A 14329-nucleotide genomic window follows, 5' to 3' on the forward strand; every position below is an offset into this window, starting at 1 on the left:
TATGAAGCCACTACTAAAAGTTGAAAATTTAAGTATTCGTTTACCCAAAGGTGCAGATCGTGAGTTTGCTATCACAAATGTGAATTACGAGTTAATGCCAGGTGAGATTCTATGTGTGGTCGGTGAGTCTGGTTCGGGTAAGTCCATGACTGCCAATGCCATCATGGGTCTACTCCCAAAAGCCATTCAAGTGGAAACAGGGGCGATCACTTTTGATGGTTACAATTTGGCGTCATTAGAAGAGCATCGTGCTCGGAAAATTCGTGGGAATCGCATCAGTATGATTTTTCAAGAACCAATGACCGCGTTGAACCCATTGATGCGAGTGGCGGATCAGATTGGTGAAGTTTTTTTAATTCATACTGAGTTAAGTAAAAAGCAGCGTCACGAGCGTACCTTATCACTCTTAAAAGACGTTGGCTTACCGGATCCAGAGAAAATGATGAGCGCTTACCCGCACCAGTTATCGGGTGGTCAGCGTCAGCGTGTCATGATTGCAATGGCTTTGGCATTAGAGCCTTCAATCTTAATCGCAGATGAGCCGACAACGGCTTTGGATGTCACCACCCAAGCACAAATTTTAAAACTGATCAAAGAGCTGCAAGAAAAGCATAACACTGCGGTGATGTTTATTACCCACGATTTTGGTGTTGTTGCAGAGATTGCGGATCGTGTTGTGGTGATGGAAAAAGGACAAATGGTCGAGTTGGGAGAACGTGAAGCGGTTTTAAACAATCCACAACATAGCTATACCAAGAAATTGATCTCCGCAGTGCCACCGCTTGTTGCTCCTGAGCGCCCATTGTTAGCTGAATCTGCTCCGGTATTAACGGTCAATCAGTTATGTAAGACCTATAGTACTGGTGGCGGTTGGTTTTCTAAACCAAGGATTGTAAAAGCGGCAGATGACGTTTCATTCGAACTTCATCGTGGCGAAACACTTGGATTAGTTGGTGAATCAGGATCGGGAAAATCGACTGTAAGTCGTTGCGTCGTTCGATTATTGGAATCGGACAGTGGTGAGATTTTATTAGGTGATGATCCTATTCAAGCACTTGATGCAAAAGCACTAGCGCCCTTTAGAAAGCGTATTCAAATGGTGTTTCAAGATCCATTTGCGTCGCTGAATCCTCGTAAGACCATAGGTCAAATCATTGCTGATGGCCCTATTGCTCAAGGTATGCCTGTGGCCCAAGCCATGCAAAAGGCAGCAGAGCTCTTGGCCTTGGTTGAACTGCCTGCTACGGCACTTGACCGTTATCCGCACGAGTTTTCAGGCGGTCAGCGTCAACGTGTCGGTATTGCCCGAGCGTTAGCCCATGACCCAGAGATCTTGGTAGCTGATGAGGCGATTTCCGCCCTGGATGTATCAGTACAAGCGCAGATCTTGGATCTTATTGAGCAGTTAAAGCAGCGCCTCAATCTCGCTGTTCTCTTTGTGGTCCACGACCTTCGTGTAGCGGCGCAAGTGTGTGATCGCGTGATTGTGATGCAAAAAGGCCGCATTGTTGAAGCGGGAGTCACCAAACAAGTATTTGAACAACCGCGTCACGATTACACCAAAAGCCTAATAGCTTCAATTCCAGGGGCTGACTGGCGCTCAGGCAAAACTACTGGGCATGCTAAAACATTAGAAAAGGCGTATGCGTAATGGAGTGTGGCATTTTACACAGTAGTTACCTCGATATGACGCCCTATGCAGAGTGTTTTGCAGCGCAGCAAAATGAACTTAAGGTATTTCTAAGTCATGAAGTTCATGATCCGCTTAGCATCACTTTCGCTTTATTGTGGTTCCCTGAAGATGATTTCTTTGAGCGATACCCAAATATCAAAGTCGTGGCTTCTGTCGCTGCTGGGGTTGACAGTATTTTGGCCTGCCCAAGTCTACCTGAACATGTCAAAGTCTGCCGCAACCGAGATGATCAACAGGCTGCTATCATGAGCACATTCGCCATATGGCATGTGCTCAATCATCAACGTAATTTCCCTTTGTATCGCGAGCAGCAGGCAAACAAAGTCTGGCAACGTCAACCTATGCGAGCTCCATCTGAAGTGTCAGTTGGTGTTTTGGGGATGGGTTTTATGGGCGAACGAATCGCCAAAGACCTAGATCACTTAGGTTTTTCTGTAGCAGGATGGCGGAAAACTAATAAGCCTTTGAAAGACTCTAATATCTCTGTGTTTTGTGGCTCAGAGGAGTTGTCAGCATTTTTATCTAGAACCGAAGTACTGATTTGCGTGTTGCCATTGACCGACGAAACACACGGAATTCTTAACCTACAAACTTTTCAGCAGTTAAAACCTAATGCTTACCTCGTTCATCTTGGTCGAGGTGGGCATTTAGTTGAATCAGATTTAATGCATGCACTACAGACAGGTGTACTGAAAGGGGCTTCATTGGATGTGTTTGCTCAAGAGCCGTTACCAAGCACCAGCCCCCTTTGGGAGCACCCTGATCTAATTATTACACCCCATGATGCTAGCGATGTTCGCCCCAGTGCGGCTGTGAAAAACCTGATTGATGAATATCTGCGTTATCTAGACGGGCAGTGTTTGCAGAATGAAGTGCCAAGAAGTACGGGATATTAGGGAGAATCAATATGAAAGTAGAACAATGTAACGGGAGTCGACTGTGGGACTCCATTATGGAAATCGGTCAGATTGGACATGTGGATTCAAAAGACAGCAAAGTCGGTGGATGCCATCGTCTGGCGTTAACCGATAAAGACAAAGCCGCACGGGATTTGTTTATCAAATGGGCCAAAGAAGTAGGCGCAACATCACGTATTGATCCTGCGGGAAATTTATTTCTTCGCGTTGATGGGCAAGATAATCAATTAGCACCGATCGTAACTGGTAGCCACTTAGATACTCAACCAACAGGTGGCAAGTTTGATGGCATTTATGGATGTCTTGCAGGGCTTGAAGTTCTGCGCTGCTTATACGAGCAGAAAATCAAAACGCTGCGACCAATAGAAGTGGCTGTTTGGACCAACGAAGAGGGCGCTCGTTTTAAACCGGCTATGTTGGGCTCTGGTGCCTACGCTGGCATATTTAAACTTGCTGATGTGCTGAACACAAAAGATGCAGAAGGCATTCGTTTTGGGGATGAATTAGAGCGCTTAGGCTATAGCAAAATAATGAGCGAAGGCTTTTTCCCTATTCATCAATATTACGAACTGCATATTGAACAAGGGCCTGTTCTTGAAGCGAAAGACGTCGATTTAGGAATTGTGACGGGCGTATTGGGAATGAAGTGGTTTCAAGTGCAAGTGAAGGGCACCTCTTGCCATGCCGGACCAAGTCCAATGAGTTTGCGTAACGATGCCTTGGTCGGTGCAGCCAAAATGATTACACGCCTTACGGAAGTTACTGAACAAAATGGTATCAATAGTCGATGTACTATTGGCGAAGTCACGATTCCTAATGCTTCAACGAATGTCTCCCCAGGGGAAGTATATTTCAGTTTAGATTTGCGCGAAGCTAGCAGTGAAGCACTTCAAGAACTTCAGACCAAAGCCTTTGAAAATATTCATCAAATGGCGTTTCAGCTGAATTTAGAGGTCACTATTAAAGAAACTTGGTCATTACCACCTTGCCCTTTTGATAAGGATTGTTTGGCCAATATTCAGATCGCATGCGAAGTCTCTTATCCTGAGATATCTCCTTGTCCAATAGTCAGCGGTGCAGGACACGACGCAGTTTACGTCAGTCGAGTGGCGCCTACCGCCATGATTTTTGTGCCATCAGAAAAGGGCCTTAGCCATAATGAATGTGAGTACACCAGCCCTGAGCAATTAGAAAAAGGCTGCAATGTATTACTCAACACGATTTTACGCGCCGCTAATTAAGGTGCCGTTTCCATCAAGGAGTACGAGATGAAAGCATTTTATCACTCAGACCAAAGCCAGCATTTTCCAAAGTTTTACATGAAAAATGGCAAGCCGATCGCTGCCCGTGAAGTACCAGAACGTGGCGATATTTTTCTGAATGTGTTGCATGAATTACAAGTAGATATAGCGCCAGTTAAAGATCACGGCTTCTCATTAATCAGTAAAGTTCACTCACCTGATTACCTCACTTTTTTGCAAACGGTATACCCTAATTGGGAAAAGTTGCCAGATTCAAGTGAAGAGATCATTCCTAAGAGTCATCCAGTTCGTTACAGCGCCAGTTACCCTAGTGACATTATTGGTCAAGTTGGATGGCATTTAATGGATACCTCTTGCCCTGTTGGGCCAGGAACTTGGGCTGGGGTTTATGCTTCGGCACAAACTGCTATCAGTGCGGCGGACAGCATTGCAACGGGAGCAACTAATACTGCCTATGCTGCATGTCGTCCGCCAGGTCATCATGCTTATCCAGATGGCGGTGCTGGTTTCTGTTTTCTAAATAATTCTGCCATTGCTGCCGAGCGTTTACTGGAAGCCTATCAACGTGTAGCCATATTAGATGTGGATTTACATCATGGAAATGGCACTCAGGCGGTTTTCTGGAATCGTCGTGATGTTTTAACTGTGTCAATTCACGCGGATCCCGCTTATTGCTATCCCCACTATTGGGGCTATGCACATGAACGTGGAGAAGGTGATGGGTATGGTTTTAATATCAATTACCCTGTTTCTGAAGGCACTTCAGATAAAGATTATTTACCGGTTTTAGATAAAGCTCTTGAGCAAATAGTCTCGTATGCACCTGATGTTGTGATCTTAGCGTTGGGACTTGATGCATCAGAAAAAGATCCATTTGCTGTATTAGGAATCACTACAGAAGGTTTTTCAGAAATAGGCAAACGAGTGAACAGTTTGGGGCTGCCAACGCTCATCGTCCAAGAGGGCGGCTATATCTCTCCAATTTTAGGCGATAACTTACGTGAAACTTTAAAAGCATTCTCTAATCGCTAAATAAGTAAGTGTTTTGTTCGTCCCTTACTGATTTTTAGTGCAGATTTCACAAACGGAAATTTGTTTTTCTCAACTCAAATGGGCTTGAGTAACCGCCCAGCTTCCTCCCCGAATAATGAGTGGGAAAAAGGGATGAACACCCTTTTTTGATTCAATCTTGTAAGGAAACCCTGTTAAACACCTTGCCAATTGCCGCCGCGGTGGTTTCAGCGGGGGTAGTGATTGGGGGCCTTTACTTGACGGGGATGGACTATTGATTGTGCTGGATGTCTATCTAGGGGCTCAGTGTAAAAAACTTCGCGTAATACCTACGTAGTATTTAGTTGCAGGAAGGTACAAAAATCCCCCAAGTGATTTCTCACTTGGGGGATTTTTCACTTTAGTAGCCTCATTAAACTCGATAGCGTTAAGTATTTTATTGAGCTTGATCCTTAACAAAGGTTTTGTCTTTCTCGCCTTTGAAGAAATCACGTCCGTATACCAAAATACAAAGCACAACACCCACAGCAAAGGCCCAAGTTGCGCCACGTGTTGCTAGGACGGCAGCGACGATACCCGCAATACCTAGATCACGTTGAGAACGAGCTTCCATTACACCAATTCGGACTGAGACATAACCTTGAATCAGAAGTGTTAGTGCTAAAGCTACACCTAAGATAGGTTGCACAAGTGTAACGATTGGCATGAAAAGCAAGCCAGTGTTTGTTCCCCAGCGGAATGAGCCTGCGCCACCAAAGATTGACTTCATGGCTTTCTTACCTTGGCTAAAGCGCTCAACTATGACAACGTGCATTGCCGCCCAAAGTGGGCCACACATTGCAACATCTGGCCCTAGAATCGACATTGCTGAGTTACGAGCACCGAAGATCATGTGAGCACGATCAGGATCATAGTCGATTTTTTCATCTTTACGGATGTGGTCGGCTTCTTCAAGAATTGCACGGCTTTGTAATACATCACCAAATAGAACGATGTAAGCAGCTAATACAGTTGGGATAGCGCTAAGAAACATTGTAAGTGGTGGCATACCCAGACCGAACACAGTGTATTCATTCCAAAGTGTTACAAAGTCTGGTGATGAGAATCCCCATTTGATATCTGGCCATGAAGTCTCACCCACTGTTGGGGCAATAATAATGGCCAGAACAATGATTGGAAATACGCCAAGTTTGCCGATCATATTGAACAAGGCATTACTTTGTTTCAACTGTGCAAAATGGCGGGAAAAGATCACGTAGAAAGCAATACCCACCGCTACAGTAATAGTGATTGGGTAGGTATCGAATCGACCGTCAACTTTGAAAACTGCCATGACTGCAGCAATACCAGCACCAATAATGACACCAGACTTAATTGCCTGTGGTATCAACGAGACTACTCTGTGTGCTAATCCTGAAGCACCTATAAAGATAGAAAATATACCTAGTAAGAGCTGGAAGGAAATTAATGCATGTATTCGTTCAGGGCCCTCTGGGAAAGTCACACAGTACGCCATTAATAGAGGAATAGCTGGAGTGATCCAACCAGGTACAACTGGGTCACCTAGTAAATGATGAAGTAAGTAGAATAAGCCATTTAACATAACAACCGCTAAGGCGACTTCAAATGGCATACCTAGTAACTCGGTCATTAATGGAATGGCAGCAAGGTCGACGGCACACATAAGCAGGCCTTGGAAGTAATCAGGCCATTCTATGCGGTAGTGGACAAACGGGAGGCGGACCTTAAAAGGACCCATGGACCAAAAGGGGGTTTCTTGGCCATCAATACGTTCTTTACTCATGATGATTTCCTATTATTTTTGTAATAATTCAAGTTCCCTGCAACCAAAGGTTACAGGGGAGTAGCTACAGGTTTTTATTGCAGAAACGAACATTGTTTCAGTGAATTAGAAAGCTTCTTGATACAGTTTTAGGGCATCGCTTTCAGTCACTTGAACAGGGTTATTGCCAAGCAAACGGGTTTGGATCATTGCGTCCTTAGCAAGAGTTGGTAGGCTTTCTTCAGTGACACCTACATCACGAAGCCGTTGTGGTGCTCCTGATTCATTCATCAAGTTTTGCATATACTCAACGAATTGCTCCGCACGACTAAGCTCCTCACCTTCAACATCACCAAGTACAACTTCAGCTAATTCTGCGTAAAGTGGAGCGGCTGCTTTCATATTGAAGCGCAATACAGGGCCAAGCATTAATGCATTGGTTAAACCATGGGGAAGGTGATAGTGACCACCTAACGGATAGGCTAAGGCATGTACCGCTGCAACAGGGCTGTTTGAGAATGCTTGACCGGCTAAATTTGCACCTAATAACATGGCTTCACGTGCTGCACGGTTTTTACCGTCTTTACATGCTGTTAAAAGGTTCTTGCTCAGCAATCGTAGTGCTTCTTTTCCTAGTGCATCTGAAAGCGGATTTTTAAGATGAGCTGATGTGTATGCTTCAATCGCGTGTACCATGGCATCAATGCCCGTTGCAGCGGTAGGTAGGGAAGGTAAACCAATGGTTAACTCAGCATCTAGCAAGACATAATCTGCGTACAACTGCTTAGAAACCACACCCATCTTGGTCGTTTCACCTGTTGTTAAAATGGTGATGTTGGTAACTTCAGAACCAGTTCCTGCTGTGGTTGGGATTTGAAGTAACGGTGCGCGCTTGCCTTTAACATTTCCAATGCCATATAGATCGGATAGTTTTTGATCTGACGTAAGCATTACTGCTACCAATTTAGCGATATCCATTGGTGAGCCGCCGCCTAGGCCAATAACTAGGTTTGCATTGTTCGCTTTACCAAATTCAACACATTCCATTAGTACGTGTTCTGGTGGGTCTGCTACCACATCATCGTAGATCGAAATGCTGAAACCGTTAGCTTCCATTGATGCTTTTGTTTCTTCTAAAAGGCCACTTTCGCTAAGAAACTTATCGGTAACTAATAGAACATTACGTTCTTCAAACCAGCTTGCTGCTAGTTCGCCTAAACGCTTAGCGCCACCCCATTCAACGTGCATTGAGCCTGGAGTATTGAAAGAAAATGCTTTGAAACCTTGAGACATAATTAAATTCCTTTTGACCTTTAAAGAGCGCTACAGATGTATTTCAGTTCTAGGTATTCTTCGATGCCATACTTAGAACCTTCGCGACCAAGACCGGATTGTTTGACGCCGCCAAATGGTGCTACTTCATTGGAAATTAAGCCTGTGTTATGTCCTACCATGCCGTACTCTAAGGCTTCTGAGACACGAACGCTTCGGGCGTGATCATTAGTAAAGAAGTATGCCGCTAGACCAAAAATAGTGTCGTTAGCCATTGAAATGGCTTCTTCTTCGGTATCGAACGGGAAGATTGGTGCCATAGGACCAAAAGTCTCTTCTTGAGCCACTTTCATTTCGCTGGTGACGTTGATCAAAATAGAAGGTTGGATAAATAGTCCACCTAGACGCTCCCCACCTTGGATAAGCTTGGCGCCTTTAGCGACAGCGTCTTGGATATGTTCTTCAACTTTGGTGATGGCTTTTTCTTCGATCATAGGTCCAATTTGGACGCCGTCTTCGATACCGTTACCAATTTTCATCGCAGAAACCTTTTCTTGAAGTTTTGCAATGAAAGCATCGTAAACGCCACGCTGGACTAAAATGCGGTTTGCACAAACACATGTCTGGCCAGCGTTACGATATTTAGAGGCCATCGCACCTTCGACTGCTTTATCAAGGTCAGCATCATCAAAAACGATAAACGGTGCGTTACCACCAAGCTCTAATGACACTTTTTTAATAGTGTCCGCACATTGAGCCATTAATAATCGGCCGACTTCTGTTGAGCCTGTGAACGATAGTTTGGTCACCACTGTACTATCTGTAAGCACTTTACCTATCTTGCTTGCTGAGCCTGTGATTACCTGAAATACGCCATTAGGGATACCTGCACGTTGAGCTAATTCGCCAAGAGCCAAAGCCGTAAGTGGTGTTAGGTCTGCTGGACGTACAATCATAGAACAACCAGCAGCAAGAGCTGGCGCTGCTTTTCGAGTGATCATGGCTGCAGGGAAGTTCCAAGGAGTAATCGCGGCGGTTACCCCGATTGGCTGGCGGATAACAGTTAAGCGCTGATTGGAAAGCGGCGCTGGAATTGTATCGCCGTAAACTCGCTTCGCTTCTTCAGCAAACCATTCTACAAATGAAGCTGCATAAGCAATTTCCCCTTTAGCTTCGGCTAAAGGTTTGCCTTGCTCCGATGTCATAATCATTGCAAGGTCGTTGGCGCTTTCAGTGATTAAATCAAACCATTTGCGAAGGATTCTTGAGCGCTCTTTTGCTGTTAAGGCGGCCCATTTTTTTTGAGCTTCTTGAGATGCTTCAATAACAGCGGGGATTTCAGTTTCGCTTAGATGAGGGATATTTGCGATCACTTCACCCGTAGCTGGGTTTGTAACAGGAATAGTTTTATTGTCCGTTGCTGTAACCCATTGTCCATTTACTAAGCAACTTTCTCTCAGTAGGGACGCATCATTTAGATACATAGTTGACACCTTTATTTTTATGATTCGTAGGCTCAAGCAACAGCTTGTTGCTCAATAAGCCAAACGGCTGCAACCCATTCCCGAGTCTGAGCTTTGTATCTCAAACGAAAATTCGGTTTAGTTGGGAGCAGTGCTAAACCATAAATTGCAAAGGTAGTGCCAGTTTTGTAACTTTAGTTAACTAATTGAATTATAAGTTTTTTTATATGTTTAGGACTTGAGGTGATATTTTCTTGAGCGGTATCCGATCACAATGCGCGGATCGGTTGAGCGGTATCCGCTCAACCTGAGAGTCGCTATAGGTAGAAGGTTTTTACTGAAAATGGCTAGGGTAATAAACAGACCAATTACTCAGTAGTTTTTGAGCGGGAGGCTGCTCAGCATTTTGAGTTGTTATTCCAATAGCGATTACCTGCTGTATTTGATGCGTGCTACCGTCCATAAAAGACGAAAAGCCAATGGGATCTTCTGGTAGATGTAGGACAAGCGTTTCAAGAGCTTTCTTTATGTCTTCTTTTGACGAATAGGTTTCTGTATTAGCCAGAGCTTCAGCGATTGCCAAAATACCTGAATAAGCACCTTCAGCTGCGTAGGAAGGGTAACGACCACTTATTTCTTTAAAACGAGAAACAAACCAATTGTTGAGTTCTGTATCAGGCCAATTATTGTGATGTCTAGACGATAAGATGAGGCCATCCGGTAGCTCATTCCCCAATACAGCTAATACTTCGTAATTACCGCCAGTGTCAAAGTTAGCAAACTTGGCATGATCAAATAGTTTCGTACTGTTCGCTTGTTTAATAAAAGCGACTAAATCACCGCCCCACATTGAGTTAATGATTAGGTCAGTAGGCTTATCAAGTAATGCATTAATGAATGGGGTGTAATTGGACTCAAACAGCCTAGGCCATAATGTTGTAATGATTTCATAGGGTATTTGTTGTGTTTCAAGTGCTTTAGTCAAGTCTTGCCATACGGAGTAGCCGTATTCGTAATCCGGAGCAATGTACGAAATACGAAGAGGGCGGTTACCAATCTGGGGTATTAGGTTTTCTTTTATGTATTTTGCTCCAGCTATCATGCTTTGCTGTGTGTTGTTACTCAATCGAAAGTAATACGGATTAGTTAGAGGTGTTGTTAGCCTAGAGGACGCATGGTCCGTTCCGATAAAAAATACTTTTTCTTCTTCAGCAACTTGGGCCACTTGCAAAGCAACAGACGAGTTCACAACGCCACAAAGAAATGATGCGCCATGAACTTGAACAAAGTCTTTAGCTATCCGAGTAGCGCGAGATGCTTTAGAGCGAGAATCTTCGATCATTACTTGAAGCTTTGGATAACGATCATAGGCAGCAATGTGCTCAAGTGCGATTTGGATACCGATCTGGCTGTCATGACCATATAACCCACCTCGGCCTGTCATTGGAAATAGGCAACCAACCTTTACAGCATCTTCACTGATGGAACCGAGCTGGGTGTAAGCGAATGAAGGCTGTCCCAGCAGTAGTGCAGATAATGTCGCGAGAGTTTTTAATTTCTTTCTAAGCATTGTTATTATTTTTCAGTGAGCAAGTTTTTAAACATCTAATTGAAGTCGTTGAATTCTTCTTTTTAGTGCGTGTCGTGAAATACCGAGCTTATCTGCTGCCATCCCTTTGTGCCCATTGCTATCTTGCAGTGCAGTTAAGATAAGTTCCTTTTCTTTGTCTTCGACCTTTTGGGTATAGCTAGTCTCTAGATCGCTTGGCTTAACTGACATCTGCGTAATTTCAGCAGGCAATACAGATAATTTCACGAGCTGACCTGGGTAAAGGATCGTTAAGCGCTCAACTAGATTCTTTAGTTCTCGGATGTTACCTGGCCAGTGGTAATCTTGAAGTGTTTTAAGTACTGACGGTTCGAAAAGAATAGGCTCGCAGGCCTCATTTTTTGCCATCAGAACTGAGAAATGCTTTATGAGCGTTGGTATGTCAGCTTTTCTCTCAGATAGAGCGGGAATCTCGATAGGAAGTACATTTAAACGATAAAAAAGATCTTGTCTAAAGAGCCCTTCGGATACTTTTTGAATCAAGTTTTGGTTTGTTGCAGCGATAATTGTTGCATCAGATTTTTTTTCTTTACCCGATCCAATCGGGCGATATGTCCTTTGTTCTAGGAAGGTTAGCAACTTAGCTTGGATATTTAGCGGCATTTCTCCAATTTCATCCATGAACAGACTGCCACCATTCGCTAAAGCGATAAGACCTTCCCTGGATGCAGTCGCACCAGTGTAGGCTCCTTTTTCTGCACCAAAAAGTTCTGCTTCTATTAAATGCTCTGGAAGCGCTGCGCAGTTCACTTCAATGAATGGGGCGTCGTCATATCGTTGACCATGAATACTTTTGGCTACCATGCTTTTGCCGGTACCTGATGGTCCAGTTATTAAAATAGTTTTTGCTGCGCTACGAGCGACTTGAGCAATCATCCCTCTTAGTTGAGAAGCATTTGCTGAGTCTCCAATAATTTCATGGTCAATGCTTTCTTTTGAACGCAAGAAAGCTAGCTCTTTAGAGGCTCTATGTTGTTCGGAGGAGCGAATAATTAAAAGCTCTAGCTCATCAATATCAAATGGTTTAGTGATGTAGTCGATTGCGCCATTTTTTACGGCCTGGACCGCAGCTCTAGTATCTCCGTGGGCAGAGATCATGATCACAGGCGTATTAGGAGAAATTTTCTTTAGATGATTGAGAACATCCAGTCCAGACATATCCGGTAGGCCAAGATCAAGGAGTACAACATCTGGATAGGACGCTTCAAATTCACTGATGCCTTCCCGACCAGTAAAGGCTGCGGAAATCTCAATATCTGGATTGTTTAAAGAGAACTTGATGCTTCGAACTAAATTCTGCTCATCATCAATGATCAATACATTTAAGTTACTCATAGGTATCATCTAGATTGGGTTGGTGTGGAAATTGTAGTTCGACGACAGTGCCAGTATCACAAGAATCGATATGTATGCGGCCATGATTAGCTTGAACGAGAGATTGGCAAATAGCTAATCCCAGGCCAGTTCCTGTTTCTTTTGTCGTGAAAAATGGTTCTAAAATTCGACTTCTAATCTCGTTAGGAATGCCGGGACCGTCATCTATCACAGCGATACAAAGATACTCTTTTTTTATAAAAGACTTCAAAAGGATTGTGCCACCATTGCCATTAAAGGACTGAATGGAGTTGAGGACTAAATTTATAAGAGCTTGATGTAAATGTCCTGAGTCAGTTGAGAGTTCAAATGATTCATCACACACTATTCTAATGTCTACTTTTTGAGCTTTTGCTGTGGTCTGCAAAAAATTAAGAATGAGATTCAACTCATAACTAACATTTAGCAATTCTTGTTTCGGTTGAGAAGGTCTAGCGAAGTTTAGTAAATTATCGAGTACTCGATTCGCACGATCGAGTTCATCAACCATCATAGTTAGCATCTCTTTGTTTTCAGGCTTGCTTTCTCTTTTTATTAAGGCTTTTGTTGTCATCCGAATGATATTCAGCGGGTTACGAATGTCATGAGCAAGACCTGCAGATAAGTTTCCAAGCGATGCGCGTCTATCCATTTCGATGTTGGATTGAATTACATTGCTTAACTGGAAACGCATTTTTTCAATTGCGTCAGTTAGGCGTTCTATTTCGGTGCCACGCTGTTGTGGGACAGGAGACATCAAATCTCCCGAGGCAACTCTTTCAATTCCTTCTATCAGGCTGCTCACTTGCGTATTAAGTCTTCGCGAAATATACCAATGAACAATAAGTAAACAGGCTGCCGTAAATAGCACTAACACAATTAACCAGTAGCGCAAAGCTGCGCTGGGAGGTTCCGCTAAAACGCCATTTTGGTTAAGTGAAATGCTCCAATTTGATATGAGGTCGAATGATTGTGAGATGCCCAAAAGTTCTGCAGGTTGACCAACGATATCAAAATAACGATCACCTGGAGTGGAAAGGTAAGGGGTGAATATTCCGTCTGTACTTAATGATTTTAAAATTGAGGTAATAGAGTTAAAACGAATTATCAGACCAATATAAAAAGGCTCGTTATCAAGCTTTGAGCTACTTAACTGCTTCATTAATAAAACTGAAGCGGGATGGTTAAAACTGTATGGCTCTGGACCAAGTAGCTCAGCATCTTCAAAGGGAGTATTAAACGGTAAAATGGATGCGTAACGTCCAACTGATAGCGAATTCTCTGGAAAACTCCAGAGAAGCTGTTTATTCGAATTAAAAAAGGCCACACCATAAACGTTATTTAAGTCTGTTTGAAGTCGCAGCAAGGCCTCAAGCTCATTGGATAAGTTTGACTTTCCCTTTGGGCTAAATATCTCTGGGGAATCAAGTTCATCAGCTAGAACATCTAGCTGATAAAGTCTTTCACGCAGATACACTTTGAATTCATTTTGAACGGCGGCAACTTGAGTGTTTACTCTACCATCTGTGATCTTTGAGACTAGCTGCTCAAAGTATCTGTCATATAAACCTGCAAAGATGAACAGCGGTATCAATGCCACTACTAATGATAAAAGTAGGTATCTACTCGATAGGCGCTTGTGTTGGAATCTCGATGACAAAAGGTAATGCTCTTTAAAAATGCTGTCGATTTAGAGAATTTTGGTTAATCCTGTGGCTTCAACCTTGGTTACATTCAATCTTGCTTAGGTTAAGTATATAGACATCAGCGTCTATCTAATAGCTGCTATTGTTAAGGCAAATAAAGCGGTAGCACAGCGTTAAAAGTTGAACAAACTGTAGTCACAGTCCGGCCACATGCGAATGTCAAAGAACCATAGCTGCAAATCTATCAGATTCCAAGGAGTGCACTAGGGCCAAAAAATAATGACTGAATTCCCAGCTTTTCGGTACGATTTATGTGACAA

10 protein-coding genes are annotated in these 14329 nt (G+C 43.4%); 4 read left to right on the top strand and 6 right to left on the bottom strand.

Features of this window, described 5'->3' with window-relative positions; translation table 11 throughout:
* The first annotated feature begins 1 nt into the window (after position 1).
* From ASC49_RS05085 to ASC49_RS05100, 4 genes are read left to right on the top strand one after another with little or no spacing between them, the layout of a single operon-like run.
* Entirely contained in the window at positions 2–1651 is a 1650-nt protein-coding gene (locus ASC49_RS05085; protein WP_055462151.1) for an ABC transporter ATP-binding protein, read from the top strand.
* Positions 1651–2589 (top strand): 2-hydroxyacid dehydrogenase, encoded by a 939-nt coding sequence (locus ASC49_RS05090; protein WP_055462152.1) that lies wholly within the window; start codon positions 1651–1653, stop codon positions 2587–2589. The genes ASC49_RS05085 and ASC49_RS05090 overlap by 1 nt, the downstream gene beginning before the upstream one ends.
* 11 nt (positions 2590–2600) lie before the next feature.
* A complete protein-coding gene (locus ASC49_RS05095) occupies positions 2601–3851 on the top strand; it encodes a M20 family metallo-hydrolase (RefSeq protein WP_055462153.1) in 1251 nt (416 codons plus the stop codon).
* A 27-nt stretch (positions 3852–3878) separates the two neighbouring features.
* On the top strand, positions 3879–4904 hold the full coding sequence (locus ASC49_RS05100; RefSeq protein ID WP_055462154.1) for a histone deacetylase family protein: 1026 nt from the start codon (positions 3879–3881) through the stop codon (positions 4902–4904).
* A 415-nt stretch (positions 4905–5319) separates the two neighbouring features.
* Here the strand turns inward: ASC49_RS05100 and ASC49_RS05105 are convergent, their stop codons facing one another.
* From ASC49_RS05105 to ASC49_RS05130, 6 genes are all read right to left on the bottom strand, one after another.
* A complete protein-coding gene (locus tag ASC49_RS05105; RefSeq protein WP_055462155.1) occupies positions 5320–6687 on the bottom strand; it encodes a hypothetical protein in 1368 nt (455 codons plus the stop codon).
* 105 nt (positions 6688–6792) lie between these two features.
* A complete protein-coding gene (locus tag ASC49_RS05110) occupies positions 6793–7959 on the bottom strand; it encodes an iron-containing alcohol dehydrogenase (protein WP_055462156.1) in 1167 nt (388 codons plus the stop codon).
* Between the two features lie 20 nt (positions 7960–7979).
* A complete protein-coding gene (locus ASC49_RS05115) occupies positions 7980–9422 on the bottom strand; it encodes an NAD-dependent succinate-semialdehyde dehydrogenase (RefSeq protein ID WP_055462157.1) in 1443 nt (480 codons plus the stop codon).
* Positions 9423–9735: 313 nt separating this feature from the next.
* Positions 9736–10971, bottom strand: coding sequence for an ABC transporter substrate-binding protein (locus ASC49_RS05120; RefSeq protein WP_055462158.1), 1236 nt, complete (start codon positions 10969–10971; stop codon positions 9736–9738).
* Positions 10972–10998: 27 nt separating this feature from the next.
* Positions 10999–12345, bottom strand: a complete 1347-nt coding sequence (locus tag ASC49_RS05125; protein WP_055462159.1) for a sigma-54-dependent transcriptional regulator — start codon at positions 12343–12345, stop codon at positions 10999–11001.
* Positions 12338–13963, bottom strand: a complete 1626-nt coding sequence (locus tag ASC49_RS05130) for a two-component system sensor histidine kinase NtrB (protein ID WP_055462160.1) — start codon at positions 13961–13963, stop codon at positions 12338–12340. Before ASC49_RS05130 ends, ASC49_RS05125 begins: the two co-directional genes overlap by 8 nt.
* Positions 13964–14329 lie beyond the last annotated feature (366 nt).

This window comes from Marinomonas fungiae, from assembly GCF_001418205.1.
Lineage (GTDB): Bacteria > Pseudomonadota > Gammaproteobacteria > Pseudomonadales > Marinomonadaceae > Marinomonas > Marinomonas fungiae.